This window comes from Aliiroseovarius sp. F20344, from assembly GCF_023016155.1.
GTDB lineage: Bacteria > Pseudomonadota > Alphaproteobacteria > Rhodobacterales > Rhodobacteraceae > Aliiroseovarius.
In genome coordinates this window covers 48,133-63,656 of sequence record NZ_JALKBG010000008.1, presented here as the reverse complement: position 1 = coordinate 63,656, position 15,524 = coordinate 48,133, and the positions used below count along the sequence as shown (strand labels likewise).

18 protein-coding genes are annotated in these 15,524 nt (G+C 58.0%); 9 read left to right on the top strand and 9 right to left on the bottom strand.

Annotation, left to right across the window (positions count from 1 at the left end; all coding sequences use genetic code 11):
* Positions 1-8: 8 nt before the first annotated feature.
* Genes proC through MWU55_RS09420 form a run of 3 tightly spaced genes read left to right on the top strand, consistent with a single transcriptional unit; the run spans position 9 to position 2,102 of the window.
* A complete protein-coding gene (gene proC, locus MWU55_RS09430) occupies positions 9-821 on the top strand; it encodes a pyrroline-5-carboxylate reductase (protein ID WP_246937847.1) in 813 nt (270 codons plus the stop codon).
* Positions 814-1,152, top strand: coding sequence for a tRNA-binding protein (locus MWU55_RS09425; protein WP_246935800.1), 339 nt, complete (start codon positions 814-816; stop codon positions 1,150-1,152). The genes proC and MWU55_RS09425 overlap by 8 nt, the downstream gene beginning before the upstream one ends.
* A complete protein-coding gene (locus MWU55_RS09420; protein WP_246935799.1) occupies positions 1,152-2,102 on the top strand; it encodes a D-glycerate dehydrogenase in 951 nt (316 codons plus the stop codon). The genes MWU55_RS09425 and MWU55_RS09420 overlap by 1 nt, the downstream gene beginning before the upstream one ends.
* A 14-nt stretch (positions 2,103-2,116) precedes the next feature.
* On the opposite strand, the gene MWU55_RS09415 is transcribed toward MWU55_RS09420, so the two are convergent.
* Positions 2,117-2,695, bottom strand: a complete 579-nt coding sequence (locus tag MWU55_RS09415; protein WP_246935798.1) for a thymidine kinase — start codon at positions 2,693-2,695, stop codon at positions 2,117-2,119.
* A 394-nt stretch (positions 2,696-3,089) separates the two neighbouring features.
* Here MWU55_RS09415 and MWU55_RS09410 point away from each other — a divergent pair, with 394 nt between their 5' ends.
* Positions 3,090-3,563, top strand: coding sequence for a hypothetical protein (locus MWU55_RS09410; protein WP_246935797.1), 474 nt, complete (start codon positions 3,090-3,092; stop codon positions 3,561-3,563).
* On the opposite strand, the gene MWU55_RS09405 is transcribed toward MWU55_RS09410, so the two are convergent.
* Both MWU55_RS09405 and MWU55_RS09400 read right to left on the bottom strand, forming a co-directional pair.
* The gene (locus MWU55_RS09405; RefSeq protein WP_246935796.1) at positions 3,564-3,917 is read right to left on the bottom strand and encodes a diacylglycerol kinase; all 354 of its coding nucleotides are present in this window, start codon (positions 3,915-3,917) and stop codon (positions 3,564-3,566) included. It lies immediately after the preceding gene.
* Complete coding sequence (locus MWU55_RS09400; RefSeq protein WP_246937845.1) at positions 3,911-4,282, bottom strand: YigZ family protein; 372 nt, start codon at positions 4,280-4,282, stop codon at positions 3,911-3,913. The genes MWU55_RS09405 and MWU55_RS09400 overlap by 7 nt, the downstream gene beginning before the upstream one ends.
* Before the next feature lie 69 nt (positions 4,283-4,351).
* Between MWU55_RS09400 and MWU55_RS09395 the strand changes: the two genes are divergently transcribed.
* Entirely contained in the window at positions 4,352-4,591 is a 240-nt protein-coding gene (locus tag MWU55_RS09395; protein ID WP_246935795.1) for a hypothetical protein, read from the top strand.
* On the opposite strand, the gene glpK is transcribed toward MWU55_RS09395, so the two are convergent.
* Complete coding sequence (gene glpK, locus MWU55_RS09390; protein ID WP_246935794.1) at positions 4,581-6,044, bottom strand: glycerol kinase GlpK; 1,464 nt, start codon at positions 6,042-6,044, stop codon at positions 4,581-4,583. The two genes, MWU55_RS09395 and glpK, sit on opposite strands and share 11 nt — an antisense overlap.
* Before the next feature lie 119 nt (positions 6,045-6,163).
* Here glpK and MWU55_RS09385 point away from each other — a divergent pair, with 119 nt between their 5' ends.
* Positions 6,164-7,600: an FAD-binding oxidoreductase gene (locus tag MWU55_RS09385; protein WP_246935793.1), complete on the top strand. Its 1,437-nt coding sequence runs from the start codon at positions 6,164-6,166 to the stop codon at positions 7,598-7,600.
* Positions 7,601-7,672: 72 nt separating this feature from the next.
* Here the strand turns inward: MWU55_RS09385 and MWU55_RS09380 are convergent, their stop codons facing one another.
* From MWU55_RS09380 to MWU55_RS09360, 5 genes are all read right to left on the bottom strand, one after another.
* Positions 7,673-8,158 carry a hypothetical protein gene (locus tag MWU55_RS09380; protein ID WP_246935792.1) on the bottom strand — a complete coding sequence of 162 codons (486 nt, stop codon included), beginning with the start codon at positions 8,156-8,158 and terminating at the stop codon, positions 7,673-7,675.
* Between the two features lie 136 nt (positions 8,159-8,294).
* Positions 8,295-9,665, bottom strand: coding sequence for a glutamate--cysteine ligase (locus MWU55_RS09375; RefSeq protein ID WP_246935791.1), 1,371 nt, complete (start codon positions 9,663-9,665; stop codon positions 8,295-8,297).
* A gap of 63 nt (positions 9,666-9,728) precedes the next feature.
* Positions 9,729-10,256: a hypothetical protein gene (locus MWU55_RS09370; protein WP_246935790.1), complete on the bottom strand. Its 528-nt coding sequence runs from the start codon at positions 10,254-10,256 to the stop codon at positions 9,729-9,731.
* A complete protein-coding gene (locus tag MWU55_RS09365) occupies positions 10,253-11,113 on the bottom strand; it encodes a GNAT family N-acetyltransferase (protein ID WP_246935789.1) in 861 nt (286 codons plus the stop codon). The genes MWU55_RS09370 and MWU55_RS09365 overlap by 4 nt, the downstream gene beginning before the upstream one ends.
* Positions 11,110-11,835, bottom strand: coding sequence for a 16S rRNA (uracil(1498)-N(3))-methyltransferase (locus tag MWU55_RS09360; RefSeq protein WP_246935788.1), 726 nt, complete (start codon positions 11,833-11,835; stop codon positions 11,110-11,112). The genes MWU55_RS09365 and MWU55_RS09360 overlap by 4 nt, the downstream gene beginning before the upstream one ends.
* Positions 11,836-11,846: 11 nt before the next feature.
* Here MWU55_RS09360 and ubiA point away from each other — a divergent pair, with 11 nt between their 5' ends.
* The 3 genes from ubiA (at position 11,847) to MWU55_RS09345 (ending at position 15,522) form a co-directional block, all read left to right on the top strand.
* Positions 11,847-12,815 carry a 4-hydroxybenzoate octaprenyltransferase gene (ubiA, locus tag MWU55_RS09355; RefSeq protein ID WP_246935787.1) on the top strand — a complete coding sequence of 323 codons (969 nt, stop codon included), beginning with the start codon at positions 11,847-11,849 and terminating at the stop codon, positions 12,813-12,815.
* Positions 12,816-12,879: 64 nt separating this feature from the next.
* Positions 12,880-15,174 carry an OmpA family protein gene (locus MWU55_RS09350; RefSeq protein ID WP_246935786.1) on the top strand — a complete coding sequence of 765 codons (2,295 nt, stop codon included), beginning with the start codon at positions 12,880-12,882 and terminating at the stop codon, positions 15,172-15,174.
* 21 nt (positions 15,175-15,195) lie between these two features.
* Entirely contained in the window at positions 15,196-15,522 is a 327-nt protein-coding gene (locus MWU55_RS09345; RefSeq protein WP_246928143.1) for a hypothetical protein, read from the top strand.
* The last annotated feature ends 2 nt before the right edge of the window (positions 15,523-15,524 follow it).

Genomic DNA, 15,524 nt, shown 5'->3' with positions numbered 1-15,524 from the left:
TCATCATGATGGATCAGGTAAAATCGCGCGGGCTGGTGTTGCTGGGCTGTGGCAAGATGGGATCGGCCATGCTGGAAGGCTGGCTTTCGGATGGGCTACCTACGTCTTCTGTGTGGGTGAACGATCCCTACCCTTCGGATTGGCTGAAATCTCTGGACGGGTTGAACCTGAACGCCACACTGCCGGATGATCCCGCGATCGTGCTGATCGCTGTGAAACCCCAAATGATGGCTGATGCTTTGCCTTCGCTAAAGGCATTTGGAAACGGCACCACCTTGTTCCTTTCCGTTGCTGCCGGGACGCCGATCTCCACCTACGAGGACCTGCTGGGCGGACAGACTCCGATCATCCGCGCGATGCCCAACACCCCAGCGGCGATAGGGCGGGGGATCACCGCAATCTGCGGCAATAAGAAGTCTTCGGATGCGGATATGGATCTGGCCGAAACTTTGCTGTCGGCTGTCGGGCAAGTCGTTCGGCTGGATGGCGAACATCAGATGGATGCGGTCACGGCTGTGTCCGGCTCTGGCCCCGCCTATGTGTTCCACCTGATCGAAACGCTGGCCGCCGCGGGCGTAGCCGAGGGGCTGCCGCCCAAATTGTCCATGCAGCTAGCAAAAGCCACTGTGGGCGGCGCTGGCGCGTTGGCCGAAGAGGCCGAGGAAAGCCCTGCCCAGCTGCGTGTGAACGTGACCAGTCCGGGAGGCACCACCGCCGCAGCCTTGTCTGTCTTAATGGACGACGCCAACGGCTTCCCCACCCTTCTAACCCGCGCAGTAAAGGCTGCAGCTGACCGTTCCAAGGAGCTTGCCAATGGCTGAGATCACATTCGACGACTTCATGAAAGTCGACATTCGCAAGGGCACCATAATGCGCGCCGAACCTTTCCCCGAGGCCCGCAAGCCCGCTATCAAGCTGTGGGTCGATTTCGGAGGCGAGATCGGCGAGAAGAAAAGCTCGGCCCAGATTACCGCGCACTACGCGCCTGACACTCTGGTCGGCAAAGCCGTCATCGCCGTGGTTAACTTTCCGCCCCGCCAGATCGGCCCGATGCGCAGCGAGGTACTGGTGCTTGGGCTGCATGACGCCGATGACGGTGTGGTACTGCTAAGCCCCGATCACGATGTCCCCAATGGCGCACGGATGTGCTGATGAAACTCTTCATCTCGCGCCCTCTGCCCGATGCAGTTCTGACCCGTGCCTGTGCTGGTTTTGACGCAACGGTGCGCGACATCACGACTCCGATGACGCGGGACGAGATGATTGCCAGCTTGCAGGACTACGACATCGTACTCCCAACGCTCGGGGATCTCTATTCTGCGGACGTCTTTACCGATGCCACTGCCATTCGCGCACGCTTACTGGCCAATTTCGGCGTGGGCTACAATCATATCGATGTGGACGCTGCGAAGACCCATGGGTTGACGGTCACCAACACTCCGGGCGCTGTCACCGATGCCACCGCCGACACCGCCATGACCCTGATCCTGATGACAGCACGCCGGGCCGGAGAAGGCGAGCGCCTTCTGCGTGCTGGCAACTGGGAGGGCTGGCACCCAACCCAGCTTCTGGGTCAGCATGTTTCGGGCAAAACTGTCGGCATCATCGGCATGGGTCGCATCGGTGAAGCCATCGCGAAGCGTTGTCATTTTGGCTTTGGCATGAACGTGGTGTTCTTCAACCGCTCCCCCAAAACGCCGGATGTTCCCGCGAACCAACTTGACAGTATCGAGGCTGTGGCGATGAGCGCCGACATCCTTGTCGTTGCAGTGCCCGGCGGCGCTGACACCCGACATCTGATCGACGCACAGACCTTCGCCGCCATGCCACCCCATGCCATCCTGATCAACATCGCCCGCGGCGAAATTGTGGATGAAGCCGCATTGATCAATGCTCTGGATAAGGGGCAGATTGCCGGGGCTGGATTGGATGTCTACGAGTTCGAACCGAAAGTGCCAGACGCGCTGATCACCCGCGAAAACGTTACACTTCTACCTCATTTGGGCACCGCAACATTGGAAGTGCGCACAGATATGGGCATGCTCGCGATGGATAATATCGAAGCATTTGTGAATGGAAAGCCGCTGCCGTCTAAAGTCTAACGGTTGGTTTGAACTCAGCCGCCCGTGGCTTCACGCCAGTGGCGGCGGCATAGCGACACATAGGTCTCGTTCCCGCCGATCTGGACTTGATCCCCATCGGTCAGAACGCGCCCCTGATCATCCTGCCGCACCACCATCGTGGCCTTCTTACCGCAATGACAAATGGTGCGCACTTCGCGCATCTCATCCGCCAAGGCCAAAAGCGCTGCCGAGCCCGGAAACAGATTTCCCTGAAAATCGACACGCAGCCCATAGCACATGATCGGCACACCCAGATCATCCACGGCGCGCGCAAGCTGCCATACCTGCTCGTGGCTTAGGAACTGAGCTTCATCAATGAACACACAGGCACAGGGGCCGTCGTTTAACCTGCGCTCCAGCTTGGCAAACAGATTCTCATCCACCCCAAACGTGTCCGCCTCGCACCCAATGCCGATGCGACTGCCAATTCGCGCATCCCCTGCCCGATTGTCAAACTGCGCGGTGATCAAATAGGTCTGCATGCCGCGCTCACGATAGTTGTGGCTGGCTTGCAAAAGCAGGGTCGATTTCCCTGCATTCATGGTCGAGTAGTGGAAGTAGAGCTTTGCCATATCCATGAATTACGCGGAGGCGCGATCAGGTTCAACCGTCCACATCAATCAATTCGCGGAAGTCCGGAGAGGCGGGAAGAAAAGGAGAAAGCTGGCGCGAACACAACATTCGGTCAGTGGGCTAAGCCCGGGGATGGAAGTGACCGTTCAACTGATTAAACAACCACGTCCAGCTTTCTCATGCAGACACCTCTTCTGCACCCCGCGTGATTACAAATACGGGCCTTTCCAAACCGATGCACAATGCCTCGGGCACTCGTGAACAAATTCTTTTACTCGCAAACAGCAACAGATCACTCGTTACAAAGCAAATAAGCCATTTCCTTACCGGCAAAATAATGGGAAAAGGGGTGTGGAATTCCCCTCACCACTGGGAATGCAAAGGGATTGGAATATGGCTGGCGTCGGAAGTTATCTTAAAAAGCACACAGAGGCCTTGGTAAAAGATGTCGGGCTGGAAGCGGCTTGTGCTGCCACCGGCAAGTCCAAAGCAACGCTTGGGCGATATTATTCAGACAGCGAAGAGCACTCGGATCGTTTCATGCCGATCGACGCTGTTGCGGCTTTGGAAGAAGCTGCCCGCTATCCTCATGTGACCAGCGCCCTTTCCGAGCTTCGCGGCATTACGATCTCGTATGATGCTGAGCGTAAGAACTCGCCCGAAGGTGACGGTGGCGTAAACAGCGACGTCATTGCGCTGTCACAGCGTTTCGCCATGCTCATGGCGGAGTATCAGCAGTCAATCGAAGATGGGATCATCACGATCAACGAAGCCAAGCGCCTTCTGCGCGAGACCTTGGCGCTTCAGCATGTTCTGATCGATATGAAACTGCATCTCGAGGAAGAAGCCGGAAACGGCCACACCTGATCAACCCAGTAAGATTGCCAACCAAGCAACGCCGCCTGCCGTCGCAGTCAGCGCGACGAAAGCGCTGCCCGCGTCTTTTGCGTTCCGCGCCAATTCGTGCTCATCCCGTGTCACTAGATCCACGGTTCGCTCGATGGCGGTATTGGCCAGCTCGGACGCCACAACCAAGACACCCAATGCCAAAATCAAAGCGGTTTCACCGCGTGTCAGGTCCATCCACAATGCAAAAGCAGATGAGATCACGCACACCGCGCTCCATTGCCTAAGCGAGGCTTCGGTTTTCCAAGAGGTTGTCCAACCTGCCCATGACCAAACACAGGTCATCCAAAAGCGATGAAGCTGGGTCTTTAGCATTCTGCTCTCGTTACATCTGCATGCGTCAAATAGTGTGATACCGCGTCCTGCACGCGCCTGAACCGATCTCCGCCCAGCTTTGTGCCACCGAACCAGCGCGTGACCACTATCACGTGACCTTCCAGCCCTTCGCGCTCCAGCATCCGCAGAATCACCATGCCTGCGCCAGCTTCGCCGTCATCGCCTTTGACGCCGCCACCTTCGGGCAAGACGGCCGCCCAAGTGTTGTGTGTTGCCTTTGCATAGCGTTTGTCGCGTGTGAGTTCCTTCAAGAATGCTTTCACATCCGCCCGCGATTGAACGGGGCCACCAGACACCGCGTATTTAGATCCCCTGTCGGTCAAGAATCCGCTGAATTGCTGCATTGCTGCGCTTACCCTTTTCTTTCCGCCAAACACGCTGGCCTTTGCGGCCATGCGCGCTAAACTGGTCATATGTTTACCATAGAACACGACTTTGACGCGACCGTTGTTACCCTTGTCGACGAGGGGCAGGAACACTTGAATGAAGACGTTACGATTAACGCCTTTGAGGACTGTGTGACATTGGAGCAATGGGACCCACGCACGGATATCGTACACAGGATCTCTCTATCGCCCGCGCAATTACGCGACCTGACAGCCGCGCTGAACCTGCCCGAGGGGATTTATAAGTCCAAGGACCCTACTGGCTGAGCGTGCGTGAAACTGCGTCTTTCCAGCCTGCGTAGCGTGCGGCACGCGTGTTCGCATCCATCTTTGGCGTGAAACGGTGTTCAAGCGCCCAGGCTTCCGCAAATCCTGCCTGATCGGGGTAAACACCTGCTTTCATGCCTGCAAGCCACGCCGCCCCCAAGGCTGTTGTCTCTAAGACGGTTGGGCGATCTACTTGCGCATCGTTGATGTCCGATAGGAATTGCATTGCCCAGTCAGACGCTGCCATTCCACCATCGACGCGCAAAACGGCATTGCCGCCTGCCCCCATATCGGATTGCATGGCCTCAAGCAGATCTCTGGTCTGGAACCCTACCGCTTCCAAAGCGGCGCGCGCGAATTCTTTTGGCCCCGAGCCACGCGTCAGCCCAAAGATGGCCCCGCGGCAGTCGGCATCCCAATAGGGCGCGCCCATACCCGTGAAGGCAGGGACAAGGATCACTTCCTGCGCCGGATCAGCGGCGTCAGCCAGAGACGTGGTTTCAGCGGCATTGTCGATAATGCCCAGCCCATCGCGCAGCCATTGCACCGCCGCACCCGCGATGAAGATCGATCCCTCAAGCGCATAGGTCGGTTTGCCATCAAGCTGATAGGCGATTGTTGTTAGCAGCCGGTTTTGTGAAGTCACAGGTGTGTCACCGGTGTTCAAAAGCGCGAAACATCCGGTGCCGTATGTTGACTTCAACATACTAGGCTCGAAACAAGCCTGACCGATGGTGGCGGCTTGCTGATCGCCTGCCACGCCCAGAATCGGGACGGGATCGCCGAACAGGTCGGTTACTCCGAATTTCGCAGCGCAATCCTTCACCTCGGGCAACATGGACATCGGGATATTCAGCAGACCGCAGATATCCTTGTCCCATTGCCCGGACTTGATGTCGTAAAGCATCGTGCGCGCGGCATTGGTGGCGTCGGTCACATGGGATGCACCATCGGTGAGCCGCCAAATCAGGAACGTATCAACGGTGCCAAATACCAGCTCACCGGCCTCTGCCCGTGCCCGCGCCCCTTCAACATTGTCCAAAATCCACGCCAGTTTCGTGGCCGAGAAATAGGGGTCCAGCAAAAGCCCCGTCCGTTCGGTGATCAACGCCTCATGCCCTTGGGCTTTCAGCTCGGAACACCGTTCAGCTGTGCGACGATCTTGCCAGACAATCGCGTTGTGAATAGGTGCGCCCGTCACACGATCCCATACCAGCGTGGTTTCGCGTTGGTTGGTTATGCCGATGGCAGTGACGTCCCTACCCTCAACCGCATCGCGGCAGGTGGCGACCACACTGTCCCAGATCTCGTCCGGGTCATGCTCTACCCAACCCGAGTTCGGGAAATGCTGGGTGAACTCCTGTTGCGCAGTCCGCAGAGGGTGCATGTCCTTATCAAACAGAATGGCACGCGACGAAGTGGTGCCCTGATCAATGGCAAGGATATGGGTCAATTTGGCCTCCCGTATGTTCTGAAAGATATCGCTAACATCCCCCCGGCCTTATGTCACGCCTGATCAACTTGCCTTGCCAGCCCAGCGCCCTAAACTGCCCGTAAGCAGAAGGGGGCAGAATGAGCATTCTGGACGAATTGCGCGCAGCCATAGGCGCGGCACATGTGCTGACAGGTGATGATACGGCCCCTTGGGCACGCGACTGGGTGGGCAAATACGAAAGCACCCCTTTGGCCGTGCTGCGCCCCGGATCAACGCATGAAGTCAGCCAGATCATGGCGCTGGCCCAAGACCATGCCGTGCCGGTTGTGCCGGTTTCGGGCAACACAGGATTGTCGGGCGGCGCGCAGGCACGCGACGGTAGTTTGCTTTTGTCACTCGCCCGTATGAACCGCATCCGCGACATCAAATCTTATGCCCGCTTGGCCGTGGTGGACGGTGGCGTGGTGCTGGAAGCGCTTCATGACGCCTCCGCAGAGCACGGATTGCGGTTCCCGATGACCTTCGGCGCGAAGGGATCTTGTATGATTGCCGGCATGCTTGCGACCAATGCGGGCGGATCGAATGTGCTGAAATTCGGCAATATGCGCGCACTGTGTTTGGGGATCGAAGCCGTATTGCCGGGGGGCGAAATTCTCGACCTGATGAGCGAACTGCATAAGGACAATTCCGGCTACGATCTGCGTAATTTGCTGATCGGGTCCGAAGGCACGTTGGCAGTGATCACCGGCGCAGTGTTGAAACTGGTGCCTGAGCCGGGCGCGCGCGCCACGGCCATGATCGCCGTGGACAAACTTAGCACAGCGTTATCGGTGCTGAACCGTCTGCTAGAAGTGACCGGCAGCGGTGTTGAAGCGTTTGAGTACATGCCGGGCAGCTATCTGGACGCGTTGGTTGAAAAGCGTCCCGACCTCCGCCCGCCGTTTGAGAATCACCATCAAATCAACATCCTGACTGAGATCGCATCAAACGCCCCGCGCGATGTGAATTTGGCCGCGGATGGCAGCCAGCCCCTGACCACTTATCTTGAGGATGTACTGGTAGGGTTCATGGAGGACGGCACCGTGTTGGACGCCGTGATCGCCCATAACGACACCCAACGCACCGAGATGTGGGAACGCCGCGAGGCCGCCGCCGAGGTGGTTCTGGGGCGGCAACCGCTCGTCAACAACGACATTGCCTTGCCACTGGACAGGGTAGAAGCGTTTCTGGATCGGATGGGGGATGAGCTTGCCAAGCTGGACCCGAATGCGGAGGTGTTAGAGGTTGCCCATCTGGGAGATGGAAATATCCACTATGCCGTTTTCCCAAGCGATGCGGCGTTGTGCGATCCCATAATGGAACGGGTCGAGGATGTGGTGCGCGACATGGGCGGCAGCTTCTCAGCCGAGCACGGGATCGGGCTGTCGAAGCTTCCCTCGATGCAGCGGCGCAAAGACCCGGTGGCGCTGACTGTGATGCGTCAGATCAAGCGGGCACTGGACCCGAAGGGGATCATGAACCCGGGAAAAGTGCTGCCAAGATTGAGCCAGACACATGACGAACTACCGCTTTGAAACCAAGTTTGCCCTACTTTGCACAGCGGCGAGTGCTGAAGTTATGCAGGCTCCCTTAACCCACCACGGCATTCACGATTGGGAAATAGCGTCGGAAAATCGCGCGCAGGCGCGTTCGCAATAGCGCAGCTTCCGATCCTCGGATTTTTGGCTCTGCCCCGTCTGAACTGACGGTTCAGCCACAATGAATTCAAACCCGTCTGAAAAGGTTATTTTAACAACAACCCGGCGATCACCATCGCTATCTCTGGAAGTCACAATTTCAGGCTCGGGTATGGCCGCGGGCTCTAAGATTCTGGAAACGCGCTTGTGAGGGTATTGCCAGACAAACGAAACCCGTCCATCCGGCTCAAGGAACGCTGTGTAAATCGGTGTTGAGGCTGCTGTGTGGACAAAGAGGACAACCACGAGCCAAACAAATGCGATCAGCGCGTACTCGTAACCCGGACCGTTGAGATCGAGAACCGCTGTCGTCGCAACTGCCCCGAACATCAGAGCAAACAAACAAACGGTCCACACAAGCAATGCATGACGATGTGCTGCAATGCGTTTTCTCATACACCTGTATCCTGAGTGAAAAGTCCACGTGAAAGAGCATGATCGCAAAAGCGAACCTGATCAAGCACGATCACTAGGGGTGATTGGATCACAGATGTTCTGCGTGGCGGGGGGCAATTTTCCCGCAATCTGAACGTCAGTAGCTATACTCGTCGTAAATCCGGCTCAGATCACCATCCCATTCGCCGTGATACTTGCCCAGAAGCTCACAGGCAGGCGCACGGCCTTCTTCAACACATTCCTGCAGCGCGTTCAGGAAGTGGGTTTCATCGGGCACCATGCCACCGCTGCCAACACGGGCGCGGGCTTTCAACCCGCCTTCGGCGATCTTCACCACCTCGCCCGCCAGATCCAGCATGCGGATGCCGTTTACCTCGGCCTGAAGCCCCTCGACCGACGCGGCGACACGCAGCGCCTCGCGGGTTTCCGCGTCCCAGCCCTTGGCCAGATCCCACGCCGCATCGAGGCTGGATTGGTCGTACATAAGACCCACCCACAAAGCAGGCAGCGCGCAGAGGCGACGCCATGGGCCGCCATCGGCGCCGCGCATCTCCATGTATTGTTTGATCCGCGCCTCGGGGAAGATCGTGGTCAGATGATCGGCCCAGTCAGACAGGGTCGGTGTTTCACCGGGCAGTGCGGGCAGTTTGCCCTGCATGAAGTCGCGGAAGGACTGGCCCAGCGCGTCAATGTATTCGCCGTCGCGATAGACAAAATACATCGGTACATCGAGCGCGTATTGAACGTAGCGTTCAAACCCCATGCCGTCTTCAAAAACAAAGGGCAGCATGCCAGTACGGGCGCCATCCAGATCGCGCCAGATGCGCGAGCGCCACGACTTGTGGCCGTTGGGTTTGCCCTCGAAGAACGGAGAATTGGCAAACAGTGCGGTCGCCACCGGCTGTAACGCCAGCGCCACGCGGAACTTCTGCACCATGTCGGCCTCGGACGCGAAGTCGAGGTTCACCTGAACCGTGCAGGTCCGATACATCATCTGTTTGCCGTGGGTGCCGACCTTGTCCATATAGTCGGTCATCAGCTTGTAACGCCCCTTGGGCATCACCGGCATTTGATCGTGCGTCCATTCGGGCGCCGCACCCAGACCGATGAACCGCGCGCCGATCTCGTCCGCGATCTCGTGCACTTCGCGCAGGTGTTCATTCACCTCGTCACAGGTCTGGTGGATGTTGTCCAAGGGCGCGCCCGATAGCTCAAACTGCCCACCGGGTTCCAGCGAGATGTTCGCGCCGTCGCGTTCCAGCCCGATCAGGTTGCCCGCCTCGCGCACTTCGGTCCAGTTGTATCGGTCGCGCAGGCCTTCCAGCATCTTCAGGATCGAACGCGGCCCGTCATAAGGCAGTGGTTTATGCGTGTCTTTACAGTATCCAAACTTCTCGTGCTCGGTGCCGATCTTCCATGTATCACGCGGTTTACAGCCGCTTTCCAGAAACTGCGCCAGCTGATCGTGATGGGTGATTGGGCCACCACCGGACTGAGGAATGGACATGTTCGGCTCCTATAGAAAACGCCCTTTTGGGGGCTCCAGTCGTGGGGCAAGCGGCCCCCGGTGTCAATGCAGCTTCGTTGGTGGTTTTTGCCAGATAACGAACACGTGTTGTGCAGTCGAACCTGACGCGGCAATCACCTGTTCATAATTTGCACCGGAAAACCCGGCGAGCGCATCGAACAGATACTCCGCACCGACAGCCGATCCCGGAATGCGCACTAATGTGCCGCCCAAGAGGTGAAACAGCCAAAACAGATCGTCTTCCAGCGGCCCATCATCGGTGGTCTCAATCTCGATCCGTATCACGGACTCAAGCGGCACGATCGCGCCGCCATCGGGGTGCAGATAGGTCAATTGGCCTTCATCCAGCTCAATCACTCCGGCACCGCCTTTTCGTGGCAAGACCCGGCCCCGCTGGATACCAGCCCAAGTCAAGCCTGCACCAAGGATTGCCAAGGCGACCCCCATCCATTTGATCAACCCAAGCGACCCCCACGCCCACCACAGGCCCAGCAACATGATGCCCGCGCCGATCAACGCATCCCGAAAGCGGCTTAGGATCTGAGAGGCATCTGGACGAACGATGCTCATAACGAGCCTCCGATGGTCTGAGGCTCGGTCAAAAGGGAAAGCTGATAGGACCCAATCTTGGTGAACCCAATGGCTTCATACGCGCGACAAGCCGGGGGCCCCGATGCGAAAAGGATCGCCGTTTCCACACCATTTGTCTTTGCTTCCAGAAGATGCAGCGCGACGGCCTGGCGTGCATAACCCTTTGATCGCAGTTCCGGCGGTGTATAGACCCCGCCAATTTGCACCATGTCCGGAAGACTTGCGTTAAAGGCCGTTTTCGCAACCGGCGTGCCATCGGTTTCAAGAATGCGGTGTATATCCGATCCGATATGGACCTTGGCCGTTTCGACTGCGCGGTTACGGACATCCTCCGTCAGTTCCAAACCAAAGGCGGTCTTATCATAGTCGATGATCCAGTTGATCAGTAGGTCCAGATCAACGTCGTCAGCGGCGCGCAGCTTGCCGGTGATTTCTGGGAAGATCAACTGATCCAGAGACAGCCGATAAAGCGGCTCTTCACGATCCGTGGAATAGAGCCCAGCATCGATCCCCAAACCGCGCTTTCCCAACGCAACTTGCTCTGACGTGCCCATGATGCCGCCAACGTCCCGTCCGTTCAGAACCTGAGCGATGGCTTGCCACGCCTCGAAAGTCGCATTTGGCATCTGGCACATGACGAACCCGGCTTTGCTGTAGCCGACAACACCTTCAAGGCCCGCCCCTTCCACCAGCCAAAAGTCGGTCGAGCGCGGTGACGCGCCCTGTCCCAGCCCCAAATTCAGAAGGTTCGAGCGCAGGAACATGCTGGTTTCGGCATGACGGGCCAGAAACGCCTCGATCGCAGGTTCATCCCCCGCTTGGGCAAGGCGGATCATCCCCAATCCCCCAAGACCTGCTGCCACATGGTCATGGCGGCGACGGCCGCGGTGTCGGCACGTAAAACGCGCGGGCCGAGGCTGACGGCATGCGCGTTCTCCATCGCATGAAGCCGCGCGCGCTCGCGGTCAGAGAACCCGCCTTCAGGGCCAATGAAGATCGCCCATCGATGACCGCTTGCCGCATTGAGCGTCTCGGCCGCACCCACCAGCGCTTCGTCACAGAACATGATCTGGCGGTCGTCGGGCCATGCATCCAAAAGCTTGTCCATACGCATCAGATCCACGACCTCGGGCACATAGGTGCCGCCGCATTGCTCTGCGGCTTCAACTGCATGTGCTTGCAGGCGGTCGCGGCGGATTCGTTCGGAATTGGTAAACTCCGTCGACATGGGTTGGATCAACGCCGCGCCCATTTCGGCAGCTTTCTCGACAATAAAATCCGTGCGCGCTTTTTTGATCGGCGCAAAGCACAGCCAAAGGTCCGGCGGCATGTGCAGCGGTTTGGACTGCGCCTCGCATTCCAACACGCCCTTGCGTTTCCCTGCCTCGATCACACGGGCCGGAAACTCTCCGTCCCGCCCGTTGAACAGCGCCACGCGGCCGCCTTCGCCCAGCCGCATCACCCCAAAAAGGTAATGCGCTTGGTCGCGTTCCAGCGAAACGGTTTGCCCCTCGGCCAAAGGGTGATCTACATAGAGCCGGACTTTTGCCTGTTTCATGAGGGAAACCTATGACCCCGAACACCGATTTGCCAGACCCAACCGGACAGGTTTCTGATGCATATCAGGGCAACTGGGTGGATCACCGTGCGCCTGCATGGTCGCGCCCCTATTTGCGTCTAAGCCGGGCGGACCGTCCGATTGGCACGTGGCTTTTGCTGATCCCCTGTTGGTGGGGGGTGCTGCTTGCCACCGCCAGCACCGGAAAATTTGGTCTTTACGACGCATGGATCATGCTGGGTTGTGCCATAGGTGCTTGGCTAATGCGCGGCGCGGGCTGCACATGGAATGACATCACCGACCGAGACTTCGATGGGCAGGTTGAACGCACCAGAAGTCGCCCGATCCCCTCGGGTCAGGTGGGTGTAAAGCAAGCTGTGATCTGGATGGGGCTACAGGCGCTTGTTGCCTTTGGAATTCTGCTGACATTCAACACCGCTGCGATCATCATTGGTATTGTGGCCCTGCTGCCCGTCGCGGTCTATCCCTTCGCCAAGCGCTTCACGTGGTGGCCACAGGCGTTTCTGGGAATCGCTTTCAATTGGGGCGCATTGCTGGGCTGGGTTGCGCATACGGGTTCGCTGGAACTTCCCCCGGTCATTCTTTATGTCGCTGGCATCGCATGGACGCTATTTTATGATACAATTTATGCCTATCAGGATACTGAAGACGACGCGTTGATTGGTGTGAAATCCACCGCCCGCCTGTTTGGCAAAAACAGCCGCAAGTGGCTGAAATTGTTCCTGATGTTAACAGTCGCTCTGTTCGCCGTGGCCACGATTTTCGCGCTTGTTCCGCTGGCCAATGTGCTAACCTTGGTCATCGCCCTAGGCGGCGTGTGGTTCATGGGATGGCATCTGGCCTGGCAGCTTAGAAAGCTGGACACCGACAGCCCTGAGAATTGTTTGAAACTGTTTCGATCCAACCGGGATGCCGGGCTGATTTTTGTGCTTTTTCTTGCCGTAAGCCAGATCGTATGATTGCACCCTGCCCCAACACCCCATAAGAAGCTTGAAACCAAAGAGATAACGGACCCACTTTCGTATGCGCCCATCGCAAATTCTTCTGGTCCCGGCCTCGCTTGTGGTCGGCGCTTTTCTGGCCCTGTTCGCGGCCATTATTTCGGTCAATGTGATCGAAAAAAGCTCGGAAGATGCCGTGCGGGATGCTTTGACTTTGCGCGGACATGAATGGGCACAGGTCCAGTCTGATGGGTTGCAAGTTGTTTTGTCTGGTGTTGCCCCAAGCGAAGCCATGCGATTCCGTGCCTTGTCCGTCGCGGGCGGCGAAGTTGACGCGGCGCGTGTCATCGACAACATGGCAATCCCGGAAGCAGAAGTAGTTCAGCCTCCACGTTTCTCGATCGAGGTTCTGCGCAACGATGCCGGTATCTCGATGATCGGCTTGATCCCTGCAAAAACCGACCGCGACGAGCTGGTTGAAGAAGTTGGTGACATCGCAGGGGAAACGGACGTCACGGACCTGCTGGAAGTTGCCGATTACGCGGTCCCTGCCAATTGGGACGCAACGCTGGACTATGTGCTCTACGCTCTATCCCAGTTGCCACGATCGAAAATTTCAATGGATGCAGACAAGGTTTCGATCACTGCTGTGGCCGACAGTGCGGAACAACAGCAAGACTGGGCACGCAACCTGAAACGCAAAGCCCCGCGTTCTATTCTTCTGTCCATCGACATCTCAGCGCCGCGCCCCGTGATCACCCCCTTCACGCTGCGGTTCCTGATCGACGACAAAGGGGCTCGCTTCGATGCCTGTTCGGCGCATGATGCTGTGGGGCGCGCCAAGATCATCTCGGCCGCAACCGAGGCGGGATTAGACGGGGTTGCCAATTGCATTATCGGCTTGGGTGTCCCTTCGCCAGATTGGGCCGAAGCCGCCGAAATGGGCATCAATGCCGTTGCCGCCCTTGGCGGCGGGTCGGTAACTTTTTCGGACGCAGACGTAACGCTGGTTGCACAAGACACGACCCCACAAGCAACGTTTGACCGCGTCGTCGGCGAGCTGGAAAGCAACCTTCCTGATCTGTATTCGCTGCATTCGGTATTGCCCGAACCAGTAAAAATCGATGGTACCGGCGAAGGCGACGCAGTTCCCGAATTTGTCGCCACGCTAAGTCCTGAAGGGCAAGTCCAATTGCGCGGAAGATTGTCCGATGAAGCTTTGCGTAGCGCGGCAGAAAGCTTTGCACGGGCGAAGTTTGGATCACGCTCGGTCTACCCGGCAACGCGGCTTGATCCCGAACTGCCAGGCAACTGGCCTACACGCGTTCTGGCAGGTCTGGAAGCACTGTCTCTGGTCGCCAACGGCGTGGTCGTCGTGCAGCCCGACATCGTGGACATTCGCGGACGCACCGGCGATCCAGAAGCCAGCGCCGAGATCTCGCGCCTTTTGGGCGAGAAACTAGGGGCTTCCGAGAACTTTCAGGTCAACGTCACCTATGAGGAAAGCCTGAACCCGACCCTTAACCTGCCTAGCCCGGAACAATGTGCAGCTGACATCAACGCGGTTCTGGCAGCAAAGAAAATCACCTTTGCACCCGGCTCGGCCAATATTGAAGCCTCTGCCGCCGATACGGTCGACAAGATCGCCGAGATCATGCGCCAATGTTCGGACGTGCGGATGGAAATCTCTGGATATACTGACAGCCAGGGTCGTGAAGAAATGAACCTGGCGTTGTCGCAAAACCGCGCACAGGCGGTTCTAAGCGCCCTTCTGTCGCGCCGCATCCTTACCTCGAATCTGTCCGCCGTTGGCTATGGCGAAGAGAACCCGATCGCAGATAACGGGACCGAGGATGGCCGTGAAGCCAATCGCCGAATTGAGTTCCGCCTTCTGGAAGGCGCGACGCAGGAAAGTGGTGAGGAAACAGGCGAGGCTTCCGGTGAAACGGCTGAAGGCGAAAGCTCTACTACAACAGATGCCGAAGCGACACCCGAGGCTGAGGTAACGAACGCCGATGAACCGCCGGTCGATCCTGCATCTGAAACGGAAGAAACCGTTAGCGAACCAGATGCCGAGACCACAGCATCCGAACCCGAAGCCAATTCGGTAGAAGATACCGAAAGCGCCCCGGAAACGGCCCCAGTAGCTGATGCTGAACCCGCCCCAGAATCAGACCCTGCAGGCCCAGTGGAAGAGCCCAGCACGACCGACATCGCTGCGCCAAACGCAACAAGTCCGGAAGCCAGCCAAGGCTCTGCCGCCAGCACGCCCGACACCGAATCTGGTGATGAACCCTCGGAACCGCCCTATAGTGGGCCCGAAGTCTTCGCCCCTGACGCAAACGACACCCGTCCGGCTCCGCGCCCGGAACGCTGATAGACACCAAAGGACAGCCCGATGAACAGAACCGAGTTTATCATCGTCACCGCGATCATTCTTTTTGTGGCCTTTGTTCTGGGCTGGTTCGCCCATTGGCTGATCCACCGCTTCGTTCAGGTGCAAGGCAGCGAAATGAGCGAGCTGGACAAGATGGCGCAAGCGCTGCACGACGCGGAAGAGACACGTGACGAAGCCATCACCTATCTGCAATCGCGCGAAGCCGAGATGTCGAACCAGCTGCACCAGACCGAGGCGGAACTGCGCGCTGCAATGGATGGATTGCGCGATGCCCGCCACGAAGCGGAAGAGCTGCGCGCGTATATCGAACGCACGCAGCAGGGGTAAGT